Origin of the sequence: Actinopolyspora mortivallis DSM 44261, from assembly GCF_000384035.1 — a bacterium.
GTDB lineage: Bacteria > Actinomycetota > Actinomycetes > Mycobacteriales > Pseudonocardiaceae > Actinopolyspora > Actinopolyspora mortivallis.
In genome coordinates, this window is record NZ_KB913024.1 from 1,835,875 (window position 1) to 1,859,782 (window position 23,908).

A 23,908-nucleotide genomic window follows, 5' to 3' on the forward strand; every position below is an offset into this window, starting at 1 on the left:
ACAGCTTCAGGAGGACACGCGTCCTTCGCGGATGGAGATCGCACTGCGCAGCAGATCACTCCAGTGCCGCTCGACGAGGTCCCAGTCGATGGTGTGCTCGTCGAACAGCACGTCGATGTGCTGATACCGGGTGGCCGCGTCGGGGCGGTCGAAGTTCGGATCGTGCCGGTCAGCATCGATACCTCGCCGTGGCGCCTTTCGGGCGTGTCCGGTTCCTCCCCGAGCACGAGCGAGATCCCTACCCCCAGTGAGAGATCTCGCTCCTGCTCGGGCACGAAGGATGGCCACGTGCTGCCCGGCTACTTCGCAGCGACCCCTTCGGCGGCAGCGGCCATCGTGGCATCACCGTGACGGAGTCCCGGGTCGTACTGCTACGTCCGCGTACCTCGGCAGCACGGGGGCGATGGAAACAGCCATCCCGGATTCTGTCAACAACCGTATTCAAACGGTACTACATGGATAGAGGTGTTGGCACCTCGGGTTCCAGGCCGGAAGGTTGGCGGGGCAGTCACCTACGTCTGGGTGACCAGGACGGCGTACAAGCCGCCACCCACGGCGGCCCCTATGACCGCCCCCGCTGTGACCTGGGCCGATGTATGGTCATTGAGGACGACCCGAGACCACCCGACTGCGGCGACCACCACCGCCGTCACCCAGAGCGCGGGAGAGTATGTCGCGGCGAGGATGATCACGGTGCCGCCGGCGACGGCCGTGTGCATGGAGATCTTCCAGAAGATCGTGATGAGTCCGCCAACCACCAGTGTCACGAGCATGCTGATGTCCAGTGCGATCAGTGGCCAGGGAGCGCTTGCGATGATCAGGGCGGCCACTCCGCCGAGGCTGGACACGATCAGCGTGAGGAAGGGGATCAGACGTCCTTCGCGGTTGCGGACGTGGTGGCCCTCCCACCGTTTGGTGCGAGCTCCCCAGACGATGACGCCCATCGGAATGATGCTGCTTGTCAGTGCGACGAGAAGTCCCCAGAGGACGGTAGGTATGGGCGCGTGCGTGGCCCGCCAGGCCACGGCCAGGGGCAGCATGAGCACGATCACCCATGGGGCGAACACTTCGGTGAGCACCCGAGCGAGAGGACGGGAGTTTTTGGGGGACGTGCTCGTCGAGGAGGTGACCGCGTTGAGGTCAGAGGCGTTCATGATTCTGGTCTCCGGCTAGAGGGCTGGCGTGGCGTAGGGCACGGGACACACGTGTTAACCAGGCGAGGTCGTCCGGGTGCGTGTTTGGGGGGTCGGGAACGTTCGTTCTGGGAGACGCGCCGGAGTGCCAGGCGCGTACCGCCTCGAGGATCGCGGCTGCCTCGTGCGCGGCCTCGGGATCCGCACGACGAGTGGCCGGGGGGATGCTCTCTCGACTACGAGGCGTGCTGGGGCGGTAGGGAGCGAGCAGCAACAGCGCGTCGTGGAGATCCACGATCCGGCGTGTCAAGCGCCAGTCGAGAGGATGTGGTCGCTGGGAGGCAGCGCTGGGCAGGTGCGTGTGGCCGGCGAGTACGGGGGACAGCGTCTCCCACATCGGGGTCAGCACACGGTAGGCGTGGTAGTGCCGTACGCGCCGCACCGATGCCGTCAGTGCGGGTCCCCAGGAGGGCATGGTGGCTCCGATGGCGACCAGGGCCGCACACGGGGCGGCGGTGACGGTGGACACCGTGGACTCGAAGCCCAGTGTTCGCCCCGCCCGGAAAAAGACCGCGGTGGCCACCGTTGTTTTGCCCGCTGCCCAGGCGAGGCCGAAGACGGCACCGAGCTGGGTGATTCGCAGACCACGTCGCAGCCAGGGACGGTCGCTGAGGCGAATGTAGCGATGGACGAGCCGCACGAAGGCGAGCAGGATCCAAGCGACGTAGCCGCAGAAGATCAGAATGTAACCCAGCACCGTGGGTTCGTCGGCGAAACGAGCGACGAAATCGGGATCGAAAGGGATGGGAGCCCGTATCAGGAGGAGGCTCATGACCACAAGGCTGAGGCCGAGCACGGCGGCTTGACGACGAACGGCCGTCTGCGCACGTGGGGGGTCGGTGACCAGGTGGACCAGCAACCCGTACACGCACCACGCGCCCACCATCCCGAAGGCGTTGGCCAGCAGGCGGGTGGCGTTGGGGAACGGTTCGACCGGTGCCGTGAGCATCAGTGTGTGGGGGGACGAGAGGAGGGCGGAAAGCCCCACACTGGCGATGGCCCCGGAGAGATGGATAACCCCGGGGGTGCGGTGGGTGGCACGGTGGTAGCGGACACCTGCCGCGATCAGCGCGAGGAGCCCGGTGCTCCACATCAGTAGACTGGCCATCACGGTTTCGGGGGTCAGGGTTGGTCGAATGCCGAGGTCAACCTGGTCAGAGTGGCGGCGGTCGAAGCATCCAGTCGCTGAGTGGTCCGTCGATGACGGCGGCGTGGCTGACGTGAGACCCGAGCCAGGATCATCGTGGCGATGGTTTCGGCCTCGTGTTCCTCGGCGGCGGCGCTGACGCGGTCAAGGAGATGCGCGAAGGCGGCCGGCGCCAGACTCGGTGCACGTTGTTGGGCCTCCTGAGCGGACAGCACACAGCGGCCACGGTGGTTCGAGATCACGTGGCCGATCTCGTGCAGGATGATGTGGTCCTGGTGTACGGCGGTGGTGTTCTCGGCATAGCCGATGACGTCGTAGTTCTCACGGCGCTGCCAGGCTCCGGTGCTGTCACCGAGGGTCCAGGGCACGGCCACCAGGTCGATCTCGCGGTCGCGGTGCTCTTCCAGCCTGTCGAGAAAGTCGTCGATGTCCCACGGATGCGGAATCATTCCCAGCAGGGGTTCGACGCGGGAGGCAACAGTGGAGCGCGGATCGGTCTCGGCAGTCACGCTTTCCTCTCGTGCTTCCTCAGCCCCGGTGAGGGACCTCAGCCGTAAACACCGGGGAACAGCCTCCGAACAGGTGTTTTCGGAGGGCATCGTCTCACCCGTCTTCCCTGTCATCGGTGACCCGCTTGCGTCGGCCTCTGCGGGCACGGTCCTTCCGTTCGTGGTTGGCGAGATGGTTCACCATCTCGGAGACCGCGTTGCGGTGTTCCGGGCTCAGCGTGTTGATGCGCTGGACGATTTCCCGTGCTTCGGTGTCGCGCCACTGGATCACGTCACTGATCTCGGCATCGACCTGCCGAGTCACCTCGTCGTCGAAGAAGTACGCTGGTGGGACGCCGAAGAAGGACGCCAGGGCCTCGACGTAGTGCATACGGGGATTCGACTGCTTGCCCGCAGCCAGCTGCTGGATGTAGGCCGCCGTCATCGCACCCCGATGCTCTTTGATCCCGGCTGCGATCTCCCGGTACGAGTATCTCCCCCGGTCGGGTGGGTGTACCGTTTCGATCAGATGGGCCAGTTTGGCGGCAAACGTTTGTTTGTGCCGCTCGGAGTCGGTCATGGCAGCCTCCTGGCCCTCACGCGGAGCGTCAACAGTCTTCCTCCACACATACCACGCGCATATGCGTATTGACAGGCCTCAGGGTGCGGGGATGCGGGACCGAGCGCTGCCCCGGTGTCCTCCGACTCTCGGCGCTGCGGGGGCGACGGGGATGTCCGACGATGGTGGGCGGGCAGCAGTGGTCCCGCCGGGCGGCGCTGTTCACGGCGGGCTCCGACGAGGGAGGCAGCAGCCATGCCGAGCACGCCCACCGGTCTGCACCACGTGACCGCGATCGCCACCGATCCGCAGCGCAACGTGGATTTCTACCGTACGGCGCTGGGGCTGCGTCTGGTGAAGCGAACCGTCAACTTCGACGCTCCCGACACCTACCATCTGTACTTCGGAAACGAATCAGGACAGCCGGGAACGTTGATCACGTTCTTCTCCTGGCCGAACGCGCCGCGTGGACGGCGGGGCGCCGGGCAGACCACCTCGGTGGCTTTCTCGGTTCCCCAGCACTCGTTGGGGTGGTGGCAGCGCCACCTGGACGGGCTCGACGTGGAGACCGGTCCTCCGTCCGCCCGCTCCGAGGAGGAGGCACTGTGGGTGACCGACCCCGACGGGCTGTTGATCGAGCTGGTGGGGCATCCGTGGGCGGACTCGCGTGGCCCGTGGGAGAACGGCACCATCCCTCCCGAGTACGCCATCCGCGGGCTGCACTCTGTCACCGTGACAGAAATCGGTCATGAGCACACCGCGGAGCTGTTGACCGGAACGCTCGGTTTCCGGCTCGTCGAGGAGGACGGATCCAGGTTCCGTTTCGCCGCGGCCGGAGAAGCCTCCGGGGCGATGGTGGACGTGCGGTGCAGCCCGGAAGCCCCGCTGGGTGTGGTCGCGGCGGGCACGGTGCACCACATAGCCTGGCGCAGCGCCGACGACACCGAACAGCGTCAGTGGCGCGAGGTGCTGCTCGACAGCGGGGTGGACGTCACTCCCGTGCTGGACCGCCACTACTTCCGCTCGATCTACTTCCGTGAGCCGGGAGGGGTGCTGTTCGAGATCGCCACCGACCCTCCCGGTCTCACCGTCGACGAACCACTCCCGGAGCTGGGCACGGCCCTGAAACTGCCTCCCTGGCTGGAGTCCTCCCGCGCCGAGATCGAGCGGTCGCTGCCCGCTCTCCGTGTGCCCGGCCCGGACGAGGAGATCACCTTCACCCCACCACCGGCGGAGGAGACCCCGTGACCGGGGACCGGTCTCCGGAGAGGACCGAGTTCAGGGCCGGGGCTCGGAGGGACCGGGCGAGGTGTCCGAGAAACCCCGACGCACGAGGGTGATCCCCACACCCAGCACCCACACCGTGGCCAGCCCCGCGAAAGGCAACAGCAGCTCGAACGAGACTCCGGGAAGGCGCAGGAACAGAGCCGAACCGACGAGAAACCATCCGACGGTACTGACCAGCCCCGTCCAGGACAACACGCGTGAGTACTGTCCGCTTCGCAGCATCGCCAGGGCGTACACCGCCAGCGCCAGCCCCACGAGGGCTTGGGACGCTACGGAGGAACCACCGACGAGCACTTCCACGACGCGGAAGTCGTTTGTGGCCGTTCCCGTCTCGATGTTCCCCGTGCTCCACTGCCGTGCGAGTGTCCCCCCGCTGAAACCGTCGTGCGCGTAGTTGACCGTGAACAGCACGACCGCGACCGTCAACAGGGGTTCGGCCATTCGCGCAACCGAGCCACTCACCGGATCCCGCAGCGCACGTCCGGCCGCCGTAAAGGCCACGAGCCAACAGAGCATCCCGAGGATGCCCAGGAACGCGGCGGTGAACCAGGGCCTGCCGCTGATGTGCTCGAAAGCTCCGAGCGGGTCGCCGCGGGGAAGCCCCGCCCGCTGCTGGAGAAACTGGCTGAGGATCGTCAGAACGGTACCGAGCAGGGCGAGGATGCCGGCCGATCTCGTTCGGAACCGGTGGGCCCGCACCTCCGGTGTGCCCTCCGGGAAACTGTCGCACGGAGCCGTCACTGTCTGCGGCGTTTCCTGCGGTCGATACGGAGATCCCACACGGTCCACAGCAGACCGAGGATCACGAGGCTGGACAACAGGGTCAGTACGACACCTTCCATGTGTTCCCCTCCCCGGAGAGGATCTCGGGCGGGTGCCTTCCGTCCCGCGCGTTTTTCGTGTCCGTACCGGAATGTCAGCGTGTTGCACGTGTGTGCGGAAGTCAAGTGGGCCTGGCGAGGCTGGTTCACTTCCGTTTTCGCCACCCCGATGATCGTTCTCACCCGCAGTGACAATCATTTTGCTCGATCGTGTGTTGACACCGTTCCCGTCGAATTAGAGGAGATCATCCTCCCTGGTGAGGGCCACTATTCGCGATGATGTCGAAAGACGATCCCCTGTTTTCACCTCTTCGAGTGAGGTGGTTCTCGTCGGGAGAGGCAGCTCGAACGAGCCAATGTGAAATCTTTGCCGATTTATTCGGGACAGCGCGAAAGGATCGCGCCCCGTACACTGTTTCGTGCCGATACGGAAAAACCGTTCCCCCGCACGATCGGTTTTTCGCCACCGAGACGAGCCGAACGGTTCCGCCCACGGCGATCCGGGCATCCCGCTCGGGCGAAGGACCGACCGACGGCGAACCGGCGCCGGAACCAGGGGAGGGAGGAGGCCGTGGAACATCGCCCCGCGCCCCGTTGTGGGGATCCCGACCACGCTCGTTGCCGTACGGAAAGGACCCGGCGATGACGAACACGACCCGCCAGGACACGCGAGCCGGACAGCACCGGCGGGACGAGTCGTGTTCGCCCGCCCGGCCGCCACGCTGGCGGCTCGTTCCGCCGGGCGGCCCCCCCACCGAGCACGCCTCCCCCCTGCGTCGGGTGCGTACCGCCCTGGCGGTGGCGGCGGGCCGACTCGCCACGGGTGCCTCCAGGAGGCTGCGTCTCGGCAGCGGCGGCATCATCGGCGGACGAGTCGCCCTGGCGCTGCAACCGGACCTGTTGGACGAACTCGTGGCGGGCAAACACGTGGTCGTGGTCACCGGCACCAACGGCAAGACCACCACCACCCACATGGTGGCCGAGGCGCTCCGCGCCGGGGGACGGTCGGTCAGCAACGCGACCGGAGCCAACATGCTCGACGGCCACGTCGCCGCCCTGATGGGCGATCTCGGTGCGGACCGCGCCGCGCTGGAGGTCGACGAGCTGCATCTGGCCCAGGTGACCGAACGGTTCGCTCCCACGGCGATCCTGCTGCTGAACCTCAGCCGCGACCAACTGGACCGGGTGGGCGAGATCCGCACCGTCGAGGCCAGCCTGCGCGCGGCACTCTCCCGGGTCCCGCGAACCAGGGTGGTCGCCAACGCCGACGACCCCAACATCGTCTCGGCCGCCGCCGACCATCCGGAGGTGACCTGGGTGTCCGGAGGGTGCCGGTGGAAGCACGACGCCCTCAACTGCCCCCGGTGCGGGGCTTTCCTGCACCGCGAGGACACCGACTGGCACTGCGCCTGCGGCCTGCGCCGTCCCCACCCGGACTGGACGGTCGCCACCACCGAGCTGATCGGTCCGGACGGGCTGCGTGAACAGCTCTCCCTGCCGCTGCCCGGGCAGGTCAACAGGGTCAACGCGGCCTTCGCGGTGGCCGCGGCCTCGGCGCTGGGTACCCCCGTCCGGCAGGCGGTGGACCGTGTCCGCGCGCTGCGGCAGGCCCACGGGCGCTACGAGCGGGTTCTGCTGGCCGGGCACAGCGTGCGGCTGCTGTTGGCCAAGAACCCGGCGAGCTGGCTGGAGATGCTCGACCTGGTCGCCGAGAACGAGCGTCCGCTGGTGCTCGTGGTCAACAGCAGAGAGGCCGACGGCTACGACGTCTCCTGGCTGTGGGACATCGACTTCGAACGACTGGCCGGGCGCACCGTGGTGGTGGCGGGGGAACGGGCGCTGGACCTCGCCGTCCGGCTGCGCTACGCCGAAGTCCCGTGCGAGGTCGCCTCCACCGGGGTGTCCCAGGCGTTGCGGTGGGCCGCCTCCCACGGGAGGAACGACGAGCCGGTCGAGGTCATCGCCAACTACACCGCGTTCCGCGATCTGTTCTCCAAGAGGCAAAGACCGTGACAGAATCCACCGTCCGCATCGCACTCGTGGTTCCCGACCTGCTCGGCACCTACGGGGACCGGGGAAACGCGCTGGTGCTCGCCCAGCGGCTGCGTTGGCGCGGCTACGCCGCTGAGATCGTGACCGTGCTGTCCTCGGAGGCGACCCTTCCCGAGACCTGTGAGATCTACCTGCTGGGCGGGGGTGAGGACGTCGCCCAACAGGCCGCCGTGGACTTCCTGTCCCGAGGGGACGGGCTGCACCGGGCCGTGGCCTCCGGAGCGGTGGTGCTGGGGGTCTGCGGGGGTCTGCAGGTGCTGGGAACCGCGTTCACCACCGGTGACGGCAGAACACGGGCGGGCCTGGGGCTGGTCGACATCACGACCGAGCCGGGCGGGCGCAGGGCGATCGGGGAGCTGTCCACGCGCGGCGAACTCGCCGGGGTGGGAACGCTGACCGGTTTCGAGAACCATCTGGGACGAAGCAGGTTGGGCGAGCATACCCGACCGCTGGGGACGGTGCTGCACGGCACCGGCAACGGCCCCGACGGCACCGAGGGCGCCGTCAGTGGGCGGGTGGTGTGCACCTATCTGCACGGTCCCGCCCTGGCGCGGAACCCCGAACTGGCCGATGTTCTGCTGTCCTGGGCGGTGGGTGAGCGGTTGAGTCCGTTGCCGGAGTTTCCGGAACTCACCGAGCTGCGCGAGCGGCGCCTCCGGGTGAGGAGCTGATCCTCAACAGCCGTGGCGCAGGCGGTGCCACATCCGCCGGAGCCGCTGCCGCGCGATCACCGTCTCGGGCACGGGCAGCAGCAGCATGGAACCGAAGCCCACTCCCAGGGTGATCACGGTGCGGATCACCAGGTCGACCCAGGCTCCGGGGACCTCGCCGAGAGCGTCCAGGCCGGGGGAGAGCGGGTGCAGCACGAGCACCGCGAGCACACATCCGGCGGTCGAACTCAGCAGGGCCCACCCGATGCCGCCGGCAGTGCGTCGGGTCTGGACCGGGCCCAGACGCAGGTGCAGCCACAGTTGCCCCACCACGGCACCGAGCAAAAAGCTCAGGGACATGGCCAGGGTCACCCCGATCACCAGGTGCCGCGGATCCAGCGTCACCAGCATTCCGTAGCAGAGCAGGGCGCGGAAGGTGACCATGACCGCGTTGATCACCGCCGGTGTCCTAGCGTCCTTCATCGCGTAGAACGCCCGCAGCTGCAACATGGTGATCGCGAAGGGCACGATGCCGGCCGCCGCCACCCCGAGGGTCACCCCCAGACGGTCGGCGGCGGCCGTGCTGCCCTGGCCCAGTGAGAAGAAGGCCACGCCGATGACGGGGCCGCCGATGAGCATGAGCGCACTCACCGGCGTCAGCAGCAGGGCACTGAGTCGTTCGCCCAGACCGAGGTCGTCGACGAAGGAACCGGTGTCCCCCCGGTCGGCGGATCTGCTGATTCTGGGCATGAGCGCCTGCAGCAGGGAGACCCCGAGCACTCCGTAGGGCACCTGGGACAGCAGCCAGGCGTAGTGGAAGGTGGCCACGCTGCCGGCGGTGCCCTGACCGGCGACCCGGATGGTCACGATCATCCCGACCTGGCTGATCAGGGTGTAGACGAGCACCCATCCGGCCAGCGCTCCGAACTCCGACAGCCTGTGGTCCCATCCCCAGTTCCAGCGGAAGCGGAAACCGGTGCGGCGCAGGGACAACGCCATCACCAGGCTCTGGGCGGCGATGCCGGACATGGTGCCGAGCCCGAGCACCAGCAGTTTGGGCTCTCCCATGCGCACCGGGTCGAGCGAGACGGTTCCGGGCATGGCCGTGTACAGCAGCACCGTGGCGGTGATCACCACGTTGTTCAGCACCGGGGCCCAGGCCGGAGGGCCGAACACCTGACGGACGTTGAGGATCGCCATCAACAGTGCCGAGAGCCCGTAGAAGACGATGCCGGGAAGCAGCAGGTAGGCCAGTGCCGTGGTCAGGGCACTGTTGGCGCGGGTGTGGGGGCCCAGATACAGCTCGGTCAGCAGGGGAGCCGAGGCCACGGCCAGCACGGTGGCCGTGACCAGCAGCACCAGCCCCATGGTGATCATCCACTGGGCGTAGGACTCGCCTTCGGACTCGCCCCTCTGGCGGGCGCTCACCAGCAGGGGGACGGCCACGCTGGTGAGCACACCGCCCAGCAGGAGCTCGTTGACCACCGTCGGCAGGGTGTTGGCCACGGTGTAGGAGTCGTTGACCACCCCCAGCCCGAGCACCCACACCAGCAGCAGTTTGGCGAACAGGCCGCTCACTCTGCTCGCCAGTGTGGCCACGGCCATGGCCCCGCTGGCCCTGCCCAGCGAGGAGGTCCGTTCACGCGGTGGGTTCTGCTGCTCGACCACGGAGCTCCCCGTGCGGTTCGTGGTGGATGCCGAGTGATTCGACGGTAACCAACCACCGGCCCGAACGCGGCGTCGAAAAGAATTCACCCGTTTCCGGGGGGACGCGCTGCGGCGACCCCGACGGGGACGCATACTCGGTTTCGGGCGTTCTGCGCAGCGCACGAGGGGGTCGGGATGGAGGGTTCCGGAGGTGGAGCGAGAATTCCGCCCGAGGTGGCGGTGCTGGAGCGCTGGTGGCGCGCGGGAGTGGACTGCGCCGTGGGCGAGCTGCGCGGTCGGTTGTACGGTTTCGCGTTCCTGCCCGGGGTGCACAGCGGGTGGAGCCGGTCACCGGTTGGTGGGCGGGAGGCGCTGGCCCCGGAGAGGCTGGGGGGCTGGGTCGTGCTCGAGTTCGGGGCGGTGGGGCTGTTCTGGTCCCAGGAGGTGCGGGCGCGGTTCACCGCCCCGGCGGGGGAGTTGAGCGGGTGGGAACAGTGGGGTTGGGCGTGGGCGGTGCGTCACGGATACGAGGAGGTCAACGCCTTCGTCGACGCTCAGTACCGGTGGGAGGGATGAGTTCGGAGCGCGTTCGCCGCACGCGCTCGGGGCACGTGGCGGGTGTCCCGACACACGTGCCCCGACCATCGAACACCGGTCCGTCCGGTCTCACTTGAGCAGCGAGCGGGCCATGACCATGCGCTGGATCTGGTTGGTGCCCTCGTAGATCTGGGTGATCTTCGCGTCGCGCATCATGCGTTCCACGGGGAAGTCGCGGGTGTAGCCCGCGCCGCCGAACAACTGTACCGCGTTGGTGGTGACCTCCATGGCCACGTCGGAGGCGTAGCACTTGGCGGCGGCGGAGATGAATCCCAGGTTGCCTTCCTCACGTTCGGCCCGCGCGGCGGAGACGTAGATCATGTGTCGGGCCGCCTCGATCTTCATCGCCATGTCGGCGAGCATGAACTGGACACCCTGGAAGTCGGCGATGGCCCGACCGAACTGTTTGCGTTCCTTGACGTAGTCCACGGCCGCGTCGAGGGCTCCCTGGGCGATGCCGAGGGCCTGGGCGCCGATGGTGGGACGGGTGTGGTCCAGGGTGCGCAGCGCGGTCTTGAAGCCGGTTCCCGGTTCCCCGATGATCCGGTCGGCGGGGATGGTGCAGTCGTTGAAGTGGATCTCCGCGGTGGGGGATCCCTTGATGCCGAGTTTCTTCTCCTTGCCACCGACCTCGAATCCGGGGTCGTCGGCGTGCACCACGAACGCGCTGATCCCGTTGGGTCCCTTGTCGGGGTCGGTGACGGCCATGACCGTGTACCAGCTGGACTCACCGCCGTTGGTGATCCAGCACTTGGTGCCGTTGAGCACCCAGGTGTCGCCGTCCCGGTGGGCCCGGGTCTTCATCGAGGCGGCGTCCGAACCGGCCTCGCGTTCCGAGAGGGCGTAGGAGGCGGTGCACTCTCCGGCGGCCACCGAGGGCAGCACCTGGTGCTTCAGTTCCTCGGAGGCCGACAGCAGGATGGGCATCGTGCCGAGCTTGTTCACCGCCGGAATCAGCGAGGAGGAGGCGCACACCCGGGCCACTTCCTCGATGACGATGCAGGTGGCCACCGAGTCCGCCCCCTGGCCGCCGTAGGCCTCCGGCACGTGCACTCCGGCGAAGCCGGATTTCGCCAGGGCCTCGAAAGCTTCCCGGGGGTAGCGTTCCTGCTCGTCGCACTCGGCGGCGTAGGGGGAGATCTCCTTCTCGGCCAGTGCCCGTACCGCCTCCCGGAGGGCTTCGTGCTCGTCGGAGAGCTGGTAGGTGTCGAAACTCGAATCCACGCGGTTCCTCCTGCGCAGCGGAGCGGCTCGGTTCTTCCGAGCGGTACTCGAACAAACTACTGGCATCCAGTGCCAAAAAAGCGGATACGAGTCGTATCGTAGCGGCACTGCGTGCCACCGGCAATCGTGGCCTGCTACATTGCGGGCCATGCCCGAGGGGAGCTCCACCGGCCGGAAACCCCGCGCCGCCCGCACGGCCGGACAGCGACGTCGCCTCCGCAGCGCCCTGGCGGTGGCGGCGCTGGACCTGTTCGCCACCAAGGGGTACGACGCCACCACGGTGGAGGACATCGTCGAGGCCGTGGGCGTCGGACGACGCACCTTCTTCCGCTACTTCCGTTCCAAGGAGGAGGTGGTGTTTCCCGACCACGACGAGCGTCTCACCGAGGTCGTCAACGACCTGGAACGCTCGGGAACGGAGGAACCGCCGATGCGGGCCGTGCGCCGCACGGCGGAACGGGTGTTGGAGATGTATCTGGCCGAACCGGAGATCTCGCTCAAACGTTTCGAACTGACCAGACAGGTCCCCTCGCTGCGCGACCGCGAGATCGTCAGCATCGACCGCTACCAGCGCGTGTTCGCCCGCTACCTGAGGCAGCGCTACGCGGGAACGCCCGAGGCGGACTTACGGGCGGCCGTGGAGGCCGCCAGTGTCGTGGCCACCCACAACCACGTACTGCGGCGCTGGCTGAAGAGCGGGGGCGCCTTCGACGCGCACGAGGCGCTGCGCCGGGCACTCACCGAGGTGGGGATGGGTGGGGAAAGCCATCAGCTCGGGTCCGACGGGGAATCCGAGCAGGTGGTGGTCGGGGTGCTGCGCACCCGTGCCTCGGCCGAGACGGTGCGGGACCGGATCGAACGGGCCCTCGGCGACCTTCCCGGACGGGAGTGAGTCCTCCCGCTCCGGATGGTGGTTCAGCCCTTTCCGCGCGGCCCGGTGGGAGGGCAGCGGCAGGGATCGTCCAGCACCTCCTCGACGATGATGTTCGCCCCGCCCCGCACGGCGGCGGTGAATCCGAACGCCGAGGCGGTGACGGGGCACGCCGCCGCCTGCCCCGCCACGACCCGTGCCCGTAACTCCCGGGTGGCCCGCGGGAGCACATGGGCAGCGACCGCGGCGAAGTAGCCGCCCAGTACCACGAGGCTCGGATTGAACAGGTTGACCACGATCGAGATGCCGACGCCGAGCCAGTGTCCGACCTCGTCGAGACCGGACAGAGCCCGTGGGTCGCCCTCCTCGGCACGTCGCAGCAGAATCCGCGCCTGCCGGGCGGGATCCCGTGCGGTTCCGATCAGGTCCGGCGCGGCGGCCCGCACCGCCGCCTCCAGGCCGATCCGGGTTTCCAGGCAGCCGTGCTGGCCGCACCCGCAGGCCCGCCCGTCGGCGACGACCGGGACGTGGCCGATCTCCCCGGTGGAACCGGCCGAGCCGCGTAACAGCCGTCGTCCGGTGACCACTCCCGCGCCGACACCGACCTCGCCGGTCAGCGACACCAGATCGTCCGCCGTGTTGTCCGGCTGGTTGAACTCGGCCAGTGCGGCCAGGTTGGCCTCGTTGTCGACGACGACCGTGTGCCGTTCGTCCAGGGCCAGCCACCGGCGCAGCCACGAGGCGATCGGCACGTCCCGCCAGAGTAGGTTCGGGGCGTGGCGCACGATTCCGTTCGGAACATCCACGATTCCCGGCACCGCCACACCGATCCCGGCCAACCGCGCACCGGAGCGTTCCACCTCGCCGAGGACCTTGCCGGCCAGCCGCGCCAGTTCACCCACGGCCTGTTCGGCACCGGCCCGGGGCGTGTCGCAGCCCATCCGGCGCTCGGAGAGCACGCGACCGGCGAGGTCGACACCTCGCACGGCCAGACAGTGGGCGTTGACTTCCACTCCCAGGGCCGCCACCGTGCTGCCGTCCAGTTCCAGCAGTCGGCCCGGACGGCCCACCCCGCCCGCGTGGTGCCGGCCGCTTTCCCTGAGCAGTCTCCGCTCGATCAGCTCGGTGACGAGACCGGACACCGTGGCCTTGCTCAGCCCGGTACGTGTTGCCAGCTCACTCCGGGAGCGGGCTCGGGAAGCGCGGACCTCCTCCAGCACGCGGACGAGGTTGTTCCGACGTACCGTGTGCTGGTCCAGGCGCCCGTCGTCGGTTCCCGTGCCGGGCCCGTCTCCGCTGTGCACGCAGCTCTCCCGTCGTTCAGTGGGGCGAACAAACTAACGCGGAACACACCGGACTGTCACCATCGAACCTCTCGTTGCTGCCCTCGGGATCCCGAGGGGCACGACTCGGTCCCGTCTCGCGGCGGTGTCCCGGCCATCCGCGCACTCCAGGAGTTTCGCGGAGCGTCGGTGGTCACCGACTCTCCACCGGGTCAGCAGTGTGTCACCAGCGCGTCAGCACGCGGAGCACGCTTCCCCGCACGGCGCGGCGTGTCAGCGCCGATGTCGGGGACAACGCCCCTCGAATCCGGGATCGTCGATACTTCCGGTGGAGGGTCACGACTGCGTGATACCGCCCTCGCGGCAGTCGTCGGTCCGGTCGGTGCCCTCCGGTGTGAGCGTCGGAGCGCAGCATCCCTCTCCGCGCCAGGCCTCGCGACCTTCCCGGACCGCGACCGCGGCGATGACCAGTGCCACCACCGGATCGGCCCAGCTCCAGCCGAAGGCGGCGTTGAGCAGCAGCCCGACCAGCAGCACCCCGGACAGATAGGTGCACAGCAGGGTCTGCTTGGAGTCGGCCACCGCGCTGGCCGATCCGAGCTGACGACCGGCGAAGCGTTGGGCCAACGACAGACCGGGCATGATCACCAGTGACAGGGCGGCGAGCACGATTCCCACCGGCGAGGACTCCGCCCCGACCCCGCCCGTCAGGGAGCGCACGGCCTCCACGGCGACATAACCGGCGAGCACGAAGAACGACACGGCGATGATCCGCAGTGCCCTGCGTTCCCGCGCCTGACGGAGAGCCGCCTGGCGGGCCGAGAACTGCCAGGCCACCGCGGCCGCCGAGGCCACCTCGACCATCGAGTCCAGGCCGAAGCCGATCAGTGCCGTCGAGGAGGCCAGCACGCCGGCGGTGACCGCCACCACGGCCTCGATCACGTTGTAGCTGATCGTGGCCGCCACCAGCAGTCGGATCCGACGCGACAGGATAGCCCGTCGCGCGGCGTCCGGGAGGCCGCGCGACGACGGGGAGGGGGCGCAGCATCCGTCCGAACATCCCGCGCCGGTGGCCCGGGTCGGTGCGCTGTGCGTGCCGGACTCGCTCATGGCCGCACCACCCCGCCCTCGGCGGGCACCGTGGTCGTGTCCTCCTCGGAGCAGAACTCGCCCGGTTCCACGGCCAGTACCACCCGCACCAGTTCCCGCAGAGCCCGGGCCAGGTGCGCGTCGGCCAGTGCGTAGCGCACCTGACGTCCCTGGTAGGTGGCCACCACCAACCCGCAGCCCCGCAGACACGACAGGTGGTTGGACACGTTCGAGCGGGACAACCCCAACTGCTCGGCCAGCTGTCCCGGATAGTGTTCCCCGTCCAGCAGGCGCACCAGGATCCGGCAGCGTGTCGGGTCGGCCAGGGCCCGGCCCAGTCGGGCCAGCACCGCCTCCCGCGTCTCACTCGTCAGCATACACAAAACAATACACCATACAGTGAACTGAATTCATGCTTTTCCCGGAGAGAAGCACGAGAGCGTGACCCGGTCCCCACGGACTCTCGACGCCCCTGCCGGAATGAGGGACTCGAACGCCCCCGGAAGCCGTGCCTTCCGCCCTGGGCGGAAGTGAGGGGATCACCGTTATTGCTGGGCAACACGTGTCCTTTCGGGAACGTCCCAGCGCTGTACGGGGGCGGACGTCCCGGGAAATAGGATTGCGCCGCCGATGAACACAGCTCGGCTCTTGTCAGGACACCCCGGAGAACCTCCGTGGTGACGTCGTTCAACCATCGGTTACCGAAAGGTGATCATGTCCTCCGAAACGATCGGTTTCGCGCTCCTGTTGCTGGGAGTGCTGTTGCTCGTGGCCAAGCTCGTCCGGGTGAAATGGCGACTGGCGCAGAGACTCTTCCTTCCCGGATCGATCATCGGTGGGGGGATCGCGTTGCTGCTCGGTCCCGACGTGTTCGGCAGGATCGCCGCGGCGTTCGGTACCGACCGGTTCACCGAGGGAGGACTGTTCGGAACCGAGATCCAACAGGTCTGGTCGACCCTGCCGGGGCTGCTCATCTCGGTGGTGTTCGCCGGACTGTTCCTCGGAAGACGGATGCCGAAGGCGCGCGAGGCGGGACGGATGGCCGGGCCCCAGATCGCCTTCGGACTGACCCTCAGCAGTGGCCAGTACGTGTTCGGGCTGCTGCTGGCCCTGGCGGTGCTGACTCCCGTGTTCGGGCTTCCCCCGCTGACGGGAGCTCTCATCGAGATCGGTTTCGAAGGGGGCCACGGAACCGCCGGAGGCCTGGGGGAGACCTTCGCCGAGTTCGGTTTCGCCGAAGGACAGGACCTGGCGCTCGGCATGGCCACCATCGGCCTGCTCATGGGTATCGTGCTGGGCATCGTGCTGATCAACTGGGGAGTGCGTCGGGGGCACGCCACCGAACTGCGCGCGGACGCCGCCCCGTCGGTGGCCGAACGCATGGGACTGGTCGAGCGGGAGAACCGGCGTTCCGCGGCCACACTGACGGTGCACCCCTCGTCCATCGAGCCGTTGACCCTGCACTTCGGCGTGCTGGCGCTGGCGATCATCATCGGCCAACTGCTGCTGTGGGGGTTGCAACTCCTGGAGAACGCGCTGTGGGTGGACACCATCGAGATCTTCGGCTACGTGCCCCTGTTCCCGCTGGCGATGCTCGGGGGCATCCTGCTGCAGGTGGTGATCAACCGCTTCGACCGGACCCAGATCATCGACAGACTCATGATCGAACGTATCCAGGGATTCGCGCTGGACATGCTGATCATCGCCGCCATGGGGACGCTGTCGCTGGACGTGATCGCCCACAACATCGTGCCGTTCCTGCTGCTGGCCACCGTCGGCATCGCCTGGTCGCTGGGAGCCTTCCTGCTGCTGGCCCCACGGATGCTTCCGGACTACTGGTTCGAACGCGGAATAGGTGACTTCGGCCAGTCCATGGGTGTCACCGCCACCGGCCTGATCCTCATGCGCATCGCCGACCCGGAACTGCGCACCCCCGCCTACCCGGCCTTCGGCTACAAGCAACTGGTGTTGGAACCGTTCTTCGGGGGAGGTCTCGTCACGGCCGCTGCCATCCCCCTGATCGTCCAGTTCGGACCCGTGCCGCTGCTGGTGGTCATGGCCGTGGTCTTCCTCCTCGCCCTGTTGTCCGGGATGCTGTACTTCGGACGTCGCGGCGCCCCCGCCGACACGGAGGCCGAGGCCTCGCGGTGATTCGGCTCCGGTGTCGGTCCCGCCGCTCACACTCGGCGGGACCGACACCGGCAACATCTCCGAACGCGAACAACAAGACCCGGACGGCTGGTCGAACAGGTCTTTCCCGGGGTCTCGCCGGACTATGATGGTCGCCCGTGACCGAGTTCGACTTCCTCCGCCGAACCCGGTGCTCCCACGACGCCACGGCCCACGACCACGCCGAGTGGATCCGGGACGAGCTGGCGGCCAAACCACTGGACCGTGCCGTGCTCGGCGGCTTCGCCGAACTCGCGCGACGCCGAGAGCCCCGTGGCCGACGTCGGCTGCGGTCCCGGCCGGGTGACCGCCCACCTGGGCGCCCTCGGGCTGTCGGTGTTCGGGATGGACCTCTCACCCGAGATGGTCGCCGAGCCGCTGGAGCGGGCCGGACTGTCCGTACGGGCCCGGCTGCTGCGTGAGCCGACGAGGAGGGGACTTTCCCGAGGAAACACCACAGGGGTTCCTGCTCGCCCGGAAACCGCCCCGTGACGGCGGAGCGTGACGAGCCACGATAGCTGCCCCGTTCGTGGTACGTAACCCGCCCGGATCGCGGTTGCATCCTGTAGCCCACTACGGGCCTACCGTCGACGTGGCAGGACACAGGACCGCGAGGAAGGGAGCATGGGGTGCAGGTGACGACGAACCGGGCGAGCCGCGACACGAAGAGCGAGCCCACCGCGCACCGGTTGGTGGCCGGGCTCGGCTGGGGCACGGTCGCGACGGTGCTCATGAGCGCGGTGATGCTCCTCGGCACCGCTGTCGGCGCGGCACCTGTGCCGAAGCCCGTTCCGGTGGCTCTGACGAGTCAGACCGTGGGGGTGCCGTCGCAGCCGGTGTTACTGCTGATGGCCGGGTTTGCCCACCTGGGCTACGGAGCCGTGGCAGCGGCGGTGCTGGCCGGGTCGGTCCGCCGGGTGTCGGTGTGGGCCGGGCTCGGCTACGGCGTGCTGCTGTGGGCGCTGATGGGGCTGGTGTGGCTGCCCTACCTGGGATGGGGGTTGTTCGGGATCGCCGTGAGCCCGCGTGTCGCCGTGGCGACGCTGGTACCGCACCTGGTCTACGGCACCACGGTGGGGTTGGGACTCGACCGAGGACACCGCCCGGTCCGGGCGGGCACCACAACCGGAAGGGGACAGCGATGACGACCGAGGGGACGAACGGATGCTCCTGCTGCGGATCGGTCCTCGGCACCATCCCGGTCGGACGGTCGGAGTCGTGCGCGGTCCCCACGGGATGGCCCGCCGACACGGACGAGCGGGGGACGAGCGCTGTCTGCCGGGGTGCCGGGCGAGATCGTCGAGCGGAGGAGGGTTCCGAACCCAGGGGTTTCCTGCGAAGCGGCCAACTCGCCGAGGCCGCCGGGGTGAACCCCCAGACACTGCGCTACTACGAGCGGCGCGGGTTGCTGGCCGAACCCGAACGCAGCCTGGGTGGACACCGGCTCTACCCACCGCAGGCGGTCACCACACTGCGAGCGATCAAAGCAGCCCAACGGCTGGGGTTCAGTCTCACCGAGGTCGCCGAGTTGCTCGCGGCCGGTCGACCGCACCGTGGCGGCCGTTTCGGAGTGGGACTGCGTCGGCACGCGCAGGACAAACTGGCCGAGGTCGAGGCCCGGATAGCGGACCTGAACACCCTGCGGTGCGCGCTGTCCGAGGCGGTCGAGGCCGGCTGTGACGATCTTCTCGCATGTGGCACCAGCCCGAGTTGCCCGCTGCCGTTCGCCGAGGTCACCGAGGAACGGGACCCATGATCGATTCCGTCGCCGAACGTCCCGGCGGCCGCGGGTGGATCCGGCCGGACTCCGCCTCAGGGGGTGAGGAACATCGGAACGGAAACCGGCGCTAAGCCGTCGCGGCGCTGGTCGCTGGGTTGATCTTCTTCGGTGATCGCTTCGTGTGGGTAGGGGGCGCGGATAAGGGCGGCTAGCTGGCACGTCCGCATCTGCCGCTCCGGGAACGGACGTTGTGGCGGATGCTGTATGAAACCGCCGCTCGCGCCGACGAAGTCCTCGGCCCGGGCGGGACGCCGAGCGCTTCGAGCAGGCCACCACCGGGCTGCCGGGCAGGCCGTTCACCCTGTACCAGCTCCGGCATTCCGCCCTTTACGCACGATGTCGAGGACGGCGCGAACACCGTCACACTGCTGGCCCTGTCCGGGCACACCTCAGTGGCCTCGCTGGTGACGGCCGCGCCCAGTTCGGCCGCGTGGGGGGCGGTTATCACGACCGAACGGTTGTCGACGCCGGCGGCACGGTGTCGTCGGTGCCGACCGGCTCCCAACCCACATCCGAAATTTTTGTCACAAAACATTTTTGTGTCAAACTGTAATCTCGTGGGGTTCCTGCCGTCGACAGTGAGGAGTCACGATCATGAGCACGCTCGATGTCTTGGTCCGCAACGCGGTGGTGCACACCATGGATCCGCTGCGGCCGCGGGCGACGGCGTTCGGGATCCGCGACGGGCGGATCACCGCCGTCGGCGGCGACATCGAGGCGGGCGGGGCCGCCGGTCCGGACACCGAGGTTGTCGACCTGGCCGGGGCTACGGTGCTGCCTGGGCTGCTGGACGTGCACAACCATCACGCCGCCGCCGGGGAGGCCGACCTGCACACCCTGCAGTTCCCTGCGACGGCGTCGCTGGAGCAGATCCTCGACGCGGTCCGCGAGCGAGTACGCAGCCGGCCCGACGAGGAGTGGGTCGCGGGCGGTTCCTGGGGCTCGACGCTGCTGGACCAGATCTCGGAGTCCAGCGCACTGGCGCGCCTCGACGAGGCCGCCGACGGGCGGCCGGTGGTGCTCACCGACGACAGCCACCACAACCGGTGGGCCAGTACCGAGGCGATGCGCCGAGCCGGGGTGCTGGGATACGACGGTGACCCCGTCGGCGGGCGCATCGTGCGTGACAGCGACGGCCGCCCGACCGGGGTCCTCTACGAGAGCGCGGGCGCGTTGGTGGAGCGGGCCCGCGCCGAGGCCACCGATCACGACGACGAGTACCACGCCCGCAGCAGCGAGCGCGGCATCGAGCTGCTGCACCGGGTAGGGGTCACCGGTTTCCAGGACGCGGCTGTCTCGCTCGACCAGCTGGCCGGACTGCGGCGGCTCGACGAGCAGGGGCGCCTGCACGCCTGGACGGTGTCTTCGCTGTTACTCAACAACTCGCTGATGAGCGCCGGTGTCGTGGGGGAAGAGCTGGTCGCGGTCGCCGAGCAGTACCGCACCCGCCACCACCGGCCGGACTTCGGCAAGATCTTCCTCGACGGCGTCCCGACCACGCGCACCGGCGCGTTCCTCGAGCCGTACCTGCCCGACGAGGTGCACGGTTGCCACCACACCGGCCACACCACGATGTCGGTCGACGAGCTCGCCAGTTGGCTACGCAGGGCCGCGATCGCCGGGCTCGGGCTGAAGATCCACTGCACCGGGGACGCGTCGGCCCGGATGGTGCTCGACGTCGTTGAGGCCGCCCACCGGGCGGGCGAACGGGTGCCTCCGGTGCAGATCGCGCACGGCCAGTTCCTGCACCCCGACGACGTCGGCCGGTTCGCGCCGCTGGGCGTGGTCAACGACATGTCGCCCGCGCTGTGGTTCCCCGGCGTCATCGTCGACGCGCTGCGCGAGGTGCTGCCCGCGCACCGGGCCACCCGCATCCAGCCAGTGCGGGACCTCCTCGACACCGGCGCGCTGGTGGCGGGTGGCTCGGACTGGCCGGTGGCGGGGTCGCCGAACCCATGGCCGGGAATCGCCGGGCTGGTCACCCGGCAGGACCCGGCCGGCCTGGCCCCGGGGGCGCTGTGGCCCGAGCAGGCGATCTCGGTGCCCGAGGCCGTCGCGGCCTACACCACCGGCGCGGCCCGTGCGATGGGACTCCAGGACCAGGCCGGCTCCTTGACCCCGGGACTCTCGGCCGACTTCGTCGTACTGGACCGGGACCCCTTCGCGGTGCCGCACGACGAGCTGGCGGGCACGACGACCGAGCAGACCTGGTTCGCCGGCTTGCCCCGCTACCGCCGTTGAACCGTGATCGCCGGTACCCGTAGCGCGTAGTGCGAGACCGCGCTCATCGTCGACAAGTAGCCGCAACCACCAGCTACTTCACGACCAAGTGGCAGGTTTCGGGCGCATTCCGCCCGAGCCCACTGTCGGCCTTCCTGCGGGCCCGGTTCAGCCGAGTTCGTCCTCGTCGGGTTCGGACGGGTCGCGCAACGGCCGCAGCCTGCTCCTCAGACAGGTACTCAACTGGTAACTCACTGGCCCTTTCAGGTCTGCACCCGCCCACTGCGGCGGAACCGAGCGCGGACTTCAGCAGCCCGGTCAAGGTCGTCAACGAGCGGATCAGCCCCACGGCCGCTTAGCGCCGGTTTTCGTTCCGATGTTCCTCAAGTCCCCGCCCGTGGTTGCCAGCCGTGGCGGTGGCGGCACGGAGGTCACGATCTCGTGTGATCAACGACAAAGTCTTGCCCGTTCAGGGTTGCGAAATTGGAGTCATGGTGCCAGAATAAGTGCCGTAAGGCGATGAGGGACGAGCAAACCGGAGGTGGTCACAGGCCTCGTTCTTCGTTCTCGCTTTCCGTTCCGGGTCGGTCGACGGTCGGGACACGGATCTCACCTTCGTTCCCGACCGACTCGTCGGACCCACACTTCCCTGTGCTGGTGACCGAAACCGTTCCGGCATTGCTTGGTTGTGTGTGGAAAGGAGTTCGCTGAGATGACCACGGCATTCGACCCGCTGTTCCGGGACCTGAACAGGTTGGCCACCGAGGTGTTCGGCAGCAACCGTGCTCCGCAGTCGATGGCCATGGACGCCTACCGCTCCGGGGACAACTACGTGGTCGAGTTCGACCTCCCCGGCATCGACCCGAGCAGCCTGGAGGTCAGCGCCGAGAACCGTACGTTGACCGTCCGGGCCGAACGCGGCACGGGCAACCGTGGTGAGGAGGTCGACTACATCGCCGCCGAGCGGCCGAGGGGCACCTTCTCGCGTCAGCTCTCGCTCGGTTACGGGCTGGACGTGGACAACATCAGCGCCACCTACACCGACGGGGTGCTGACCGTGACCCTGCCCGTGGCCGAACAGGCGAAACCGCGGCAGATCAAGGTCGATCACGGCGGAGACCGGAAGGTCATCGAGGGAGGTAACAGCTGACCACCGCTCTTCCTCCGGCACGGGGTGATCCCGGTTCCAGTGATCAGGAGCGGCCATGTCCGAAGCACGACCCACCGACCGCGCAGACAGGGCGTTCGACGACGCCGACTACCCCGCCTACACGATGGGACGTGCTTCGGAGATTCTCGGGGTCACCCCTGACTTCCTGCGCAGCCTGGACAACACGACCGGGCTGTTGACGCCGGCTCGTTCCGAGGGAGGTCACCGCCGCTACAGTCGGGCCCAGCTGCGTCTGGCGGCCCGGGTGCGCGAGCTCCTCGACCAGGGACACACCGTGCTGTCGGCGGTGTGCCGCATCGCCGAACTCGAACGTGACCTGGAACGGACCCGAGCACGACTCGCCGAGTTCGACCACACTCACAGCCCCGAGCAGGACTCCTCAGAGTGAGGAGTCCGATCACCGCGTGTCGTCGTCCGGACACACGGCAGCAGTGCCCTCCGGTGCCCGCGAGCGCGGCACGAACGAGGCCTAGAGTGGTTGCCCGTCCGGAAACGACGGTCGTGGTGTGCGAGGTGTGTGGTGCACGGGGAGTACAAGGTTCCCGGCGGGAAGCTGGTCGCCGCCGACGTGGAGGTGACCGAGGGCAGACTGAGCCGGGTACGGGTCAGCGGTGACTTCTTCCTGGAGCCGGACGAGGCCCTGGACGAGATCAACGGTTCCCTGGTCGGGGCCGCGGCGAACACGGACGTGGACACCCTGGCGTCGTTGGTGCGCGCGGGTACGGATCCACAGACCCGCATGGTGGGGTTCACCCCCGAGTCGGTGGCCGTGGCGGTGCGACGGGCGGTGACCGGCTCGACCGGCTGGTTGGACCACCGGTGGTTGTCGGTCAGGGAGCCGGCCCGCTCACCGTTGATGCACATGGCCCTGGACCAGGTGCTGGCCGAGGAGGTCGCGGCCGGACGACGGAGCCCCACGCTGCGTTTCTGGGAGTGGTCGGACCCCTCGGTGATCATCGGCAGTTTCCAGTCGGTCCGCAACGAGGTGGACCTGCCCACCGCCGAGCACTACGGCATCGAGGTGGTGCGTCGGATCACCGGTGGGGGCGCCATGTTCGTCGAACCCGGCAACACGGTCACCTATTCGTTGTACGCACCGAAGTCGCTGGTGGCGGGCATGTCGTTCGCCGACTCCTACGCGTTCCTGGACGACTGGGTGCTGGAGGTGTTGCGGGAGCTGGGGCTGAACGTGTGGTACCAGCCGTTGAACGACATCACCTCCGACGGGGGCAAGATCGGCGGTGCCGCGCAGAAGCGGGTCTCGGCCGGGGCCGTGTTGCATCACGTGACGATGTCCTACGACGTGGACGCGGAGAAGCTGGGGCAGGTGCTCCGGGTCGGCGGGGTGAAGCTCTCCGACAAGGGGGTGGGCAGCGCCGTCAAGCGCGTCGACCCGTTGCGACGTCAGACCGGCCTGGATCGGCAGACCGTGATCGACCGGCTGGAGTCGGGTTTCCGGGCCCGCCACGGGCTGGTCGCCGACGGGATCACCGCCGCCGAGGAACAACGCGCCGAGGAACTGGTCGCCACGAAGTTCGCCACCTCCGAGTGGCTGCACCGGGTGCCCTAGGAGTCTTCCGACCGAGCAGCCGAGCTGTTCGAACACCGACACGGGTGGGGGCCGGGCGGTCTCCCCTGCCGGGATCCGTGAGCGAGCCCT

At 68.5% G+C, this 23,908-nt stretch carries 23 protein-coding genes and 1 pseudogene; 13 read left to right on the forward strand and 11 right to left on the reverse strand.

Annotation, left to right across the window (positions count from 1 at the left end; genetic code table 11):
* Nucleotides 1-6: 6 nt before the first annotated feature.
* From ACTMO_RS23895 to ACTMO_RS0108875, 5 genes are all read right to left on the reverse strand, one after another.
* On the reverse strand, nucleotides 7-288 hold the full coding sequence (locus ACTMO_RS23895) for a Tn3 family transposase (protein WP_033401516.1): 282 nt from the start codon (nucleotides 286-288) through the stop codon (nucleotides 7-9).
* A 224-nt stretch (nucleotides 289-512) separates the two neighbouring features.
* Nucleotides 513-1,154, reverse strand: coding sequence for a phosphatase PAP2 family protein (locus ACTMO_RS20795; protein ID WP_169509057.1), 642 nt, complete (start codon nucleotides 1,152-1,154; stop codon nucleotides 513-515).
* Entirely contained in the window at nucleotides 1,141-2,301 is a 1,161-nt protein-coding gene (locus ACTMO_RS0108865; protein ID WP_019854327.1) for an MAB_1171c family putative transporter, read from the reverse strand. The genes ACTMO_RS20795 and ACTMO_RS0108865 overlap by 14 nt, the downstream gene beginning before the upstream one ends.
* 14 nt (nucleotides 2,302-2,315) lie before the next feature.
* A complete protein-coding gene (locus tag ACTMO_RS0108870) occupies nucleotides 2,316-2,849 on the reverse strand; it encodes an ImmA/IrrE family metallo-endopeptidase (protein ID WP_019854328.1) in 534 nt (177 codons plus the stop codon).
* A 94-nt stretch (nucleotides 2,850-2,943) separates the two neighbouring features.
* A complete protein-coding gene (locus ACTMO_RS0108875; protein ID WP_019854329.1) occupies nucleotides 2,944-3,408 on the reverse strand; it encodes a transcriptional regulator in 465 nt (154 codons plus the stop codon).
* Between the two features lie 234 nt (nucleotides 3,409-3,642).
* Here ACTMO_RS0108875 and ACTMO_RS0108880 point away from each other — a divergent pair, with 234 nt between their 5' ends.
* Entirely contained in the window at nucleotides 3,643-4,635 is a 993-nt protein-coding gene (locus ACTMO_RS0108880) for a ring-cleaving dioxygenase (RefSeq protein ID WP_019854330.1), read from the forward strand.
* Nucleotides 4,636-4,665: 30 nt separating this feature from the next.
* Here ACTMO_RS0108880 and ACTMO_RS0108885 read toward each other — a convergent pair whose 3' ends face one another.
* Complete coding sequence (locus ACTMO_RS0108885) at nucleotides 4,666-5,415, reverse strand: hypothetical protein (protein WP_019854331.1); 750 nt, start codon at nucleotides 5,413-5,415, stop codon at nucleotides 4,666-4,668.
* Nucleotides 5,416-6,137: 722 nt separating this feature from the next.
* Here ACTMO_RS0108885 and ACTMO_RS0108895 point away from each other — a divergent pair.
* Together ACTMO_RS0108895 and ACTMO_RS0108900 are read left to right on the forward strand one after the other, a co-directional pair.
* Nucleotides 6,138-7,508, forward strand: a complete 1,371-nt coding sequence (locus ACTMO_RS0108895) for a MurT ligase domain-containing protein (protein WP_019854333.1) — start codon at nucleotides 6,138-6,140, stop codon at nucleotides 7,506-7,508.
* Nucleotides 7,505-8,218, forward strand: a complete 714-nt coding sequence (locus tag ACTMO_RS0108900) for a type 1 glutamine amidotransferase (RefSeq protein WP_026449020.1) — start codon at nucleotides 7,505-7,507, stop codon at nucleotides 8,216-8,218. Before ACTMO_RS0108895 ends, ACTMO_RS0108900 begins: the two co-directional genes overlap by 4 nt.
* A 3-nt stretch (nucleotides 8,219-8,221) precedes the next feature.
* Here ACTMO_RS0108900 and murJ read toward each other — a convergent pair whose 3' ends face one another.
* Nucleotides 8,222-9,865: a murein biosynthesis integral membrane protein MurJ gene (gene murJ, locus ACTMO_RS0108905; RefSeq protein WP_019854335.1), complete on the reverse strand. Its 1,644-nt coding sequence runs from the start codon at nucleotides 9,863-9,865 to the stop codon at nucleotides 8,222-8,224.
* Nucleotides 9,866-10,039: 174 nt separating this feature from the next.
* Between murJ and ACTMO_RS0108910 the strand changes: the two genes are divergently transcribed.
* Nucleotides 10,040-10,420 (forward strand): hypothetical protein, encoded by a 381-nt coding sequence (locus tag ACTMO_RS0108910; RefSeq protein WP_019854336.1) that lies wholly within the window; start codon nucleotides 10,040-10,042, stop codon nucleotides 10,418-10,420.
* Nucleotides 10,421-10,510: 90 nt separating this feature from the next.
* Here the strand turns inward: ACTMO_RS0108910 and ACTMO_RS0108915 are convergent, their stop codons facing one another.
* Nucleotides 10,511-11,665 carry an acyl-CoA dehydrogenase gene (locus ACTMO_RS0108915; protein ID WP_019854337.1) on the reverse strand — a complete coding sequence of 385 codons (1,155 nt, stop codon included), beginning with the start codon at nucleotides 11,663-11,665 and terminating at the stop codon, nucleotides 10,511-10,513.
* 148 nt (nucleotides 11,666-11,813) lie between these two features.
* On the opposite strand from ACTMO_RS0108915, the gene ACTMO_RS0108920 reads away from it, so the two are divergent.
* Entirely contained in the window at nucleotides 11,814-12,557 is a 744-nt protein-coding gene (locus ACTMO_RS0108920) for a TetR family transcriptional regulator (protein ID WP_019854338.1), read from the forward strand.
* 23 nt (nucleotides 12,558-12,580) lie between these two features.
* On the opposite strand, the gene ACTMO_RS0108925 is transcribed toward ACTMO_RS0108920, so the two are convergent.
* From ACTMO_RS0108925 to cmtR, 3 genes are all read right to left on the reverse strand, one after another.
* A complete protein-coding gene (locus ACTMO_RS0108925) occupies nucleotides 12,581-13,840 on the reverse strand; it encodes an ROK family transcriptional regulator (protein ID WP_019854339.1) in 1,260 nt (419 codons plus the stop codon).
* A 315-nt stretch (nucleotides 13,841-14,155) separates the two neighbouring features.
* Complete coding sequence (locus ACTMO_RS20800; protein ID WP_019854340.1) at nucleotides 14,156-14,929, reverse strand: cation efflux transmembrane domain-containing protein; 774 nt, start codon at nucleotides 14,927-14,929, stop codon at nucleotides 14,156-14,158.
* A complete protein-coding gene (gene cmtR, locus ACTMO_RS0108935; protein ID WP_019854341.1) occupies nucleotides 14,926-15,285 on the reverse strand; it encodes a Cd(II)/Pb(II)-sensing metalloregulatory transcriptional regulator CmtR in 360 nt (119 codons plus the stop codon). The genes ACTMO_RS20800 and cmtR overlap by 4 nt, the downstream gene beginning before the upstream one ends.
* Nucleotides 15,286-15,622: 337 nt before the next feature.
* Here cmtR and ACTMO_RS0108940 point away from each other — a divergent pair, with 337 nt between their 5' ends.
* The 8 genes and pseudogenes from ACTMO_RS0108940 to lplAB all read left to right on the forward strand — a co-directional run bounded on the left by ACTMO_RS0108940 (nucleotide 15,623) and on the right by lplAB (nucleotide 23,818).
* Nucleotides 15,623-17,059, forward strand: a complete 1,437-nt coding sequence (locus ACTMO_RS0108940; protein WP_019854342.1) for a sodium/glutamate symporter — start codon at nucleotides 15,623-15,625, stop codon at nucleotides 17,057-17,059.
* Between the two features lie 137 nt (nucleotides 17,060-17,196).
* Nucleotides 17,197-17,449 (forward strand): annotated as a pseudogene (locus tag ACTMO_RS24080) (methyltransferase domain-containing protein); the annotation flags it as partial.
* Between the two features lie 257 nt (nucleotides 17,450-17,706).
* Nucleotides 17,707-18,222, forward strand: a complete 516-nt coding sequence (locus ACTMO_RS0108950; RefSeq protein WP_019854344.1) for a hypothetical protein — start codon at nucleotides 17,707-17,709, stop codon at nucleotides 18,220-18,222.
* Between the two features lie 188 nt (nucleotides 18,223-18,410).
* The gene (locus ACTMO_RS0108955) at nucleotides 18,411-18,833 is read left to right on the forward strand and encodes a MerR family transcriptional regulator (protein ID WP_026449021.1); all 423 of its coding nucleotides are present in this window, start codon (nucleotides 18,411-18,413) and stop codon (nucleotides 18,831-18,833) included.
* 618 nt (nucleotides 18,834-19,451) lie between these two features.
* Nucleotides 19,452-21,098 (forward strand): amidohydrolase, encoded by a 1,647-nt coding sequence (locus ACTMO_RS0108965; RefSeq protein ID WP_019854347.1) that lies wholly within the window; start codon nucleotides 19,452-19,454, stop codon nucleotides 21,096-21,098.
* Nucleotides 21,099-21,789: 691 nt separating this feature from the next.
* Nucleotides 21,790-22,227: an Hsp20/alpha crystallin family protein gene (locus ACTMO_RS0108970; RefSeq protein WP_019854348.1), complete on the forward strand. Its 438-nt coding sequence runs from the start codon at nucleotides 21,790-21,792 to the stop codon at nucleotides 22,225-22,227.
* A 55-nt stretch (nucleotides 22,228-22,282) separates the two neighbouring features.
* Nucleotides 22,283-22,636: a MerR family transcriptional regulator gene (locus tag ACTMO_RS0108975; RefSeq protein ID WP_019854349.1), complete on the forward strand. Its 354-nt coding sequence runs from the start codon at nucleotides 22,283-22,285 to the stop codon at nucleotides 22,634-22,636.
* A 132-nt stretch (nucleotides 22,637-22,768) separates the two neighbouring features.
* Entirely contained in the window at nucleotides 22,769-23,818 is a 1,050-nt protein-coding gene (gene lplAB, locus ACTMO_RS0108980) for a lipoate-protein ligase LplAB (protein ID WP_019854350.1), read from the forward strand.
* Nucleotides 23,819-23,908 lie beyond the last annotated feature (90 nt).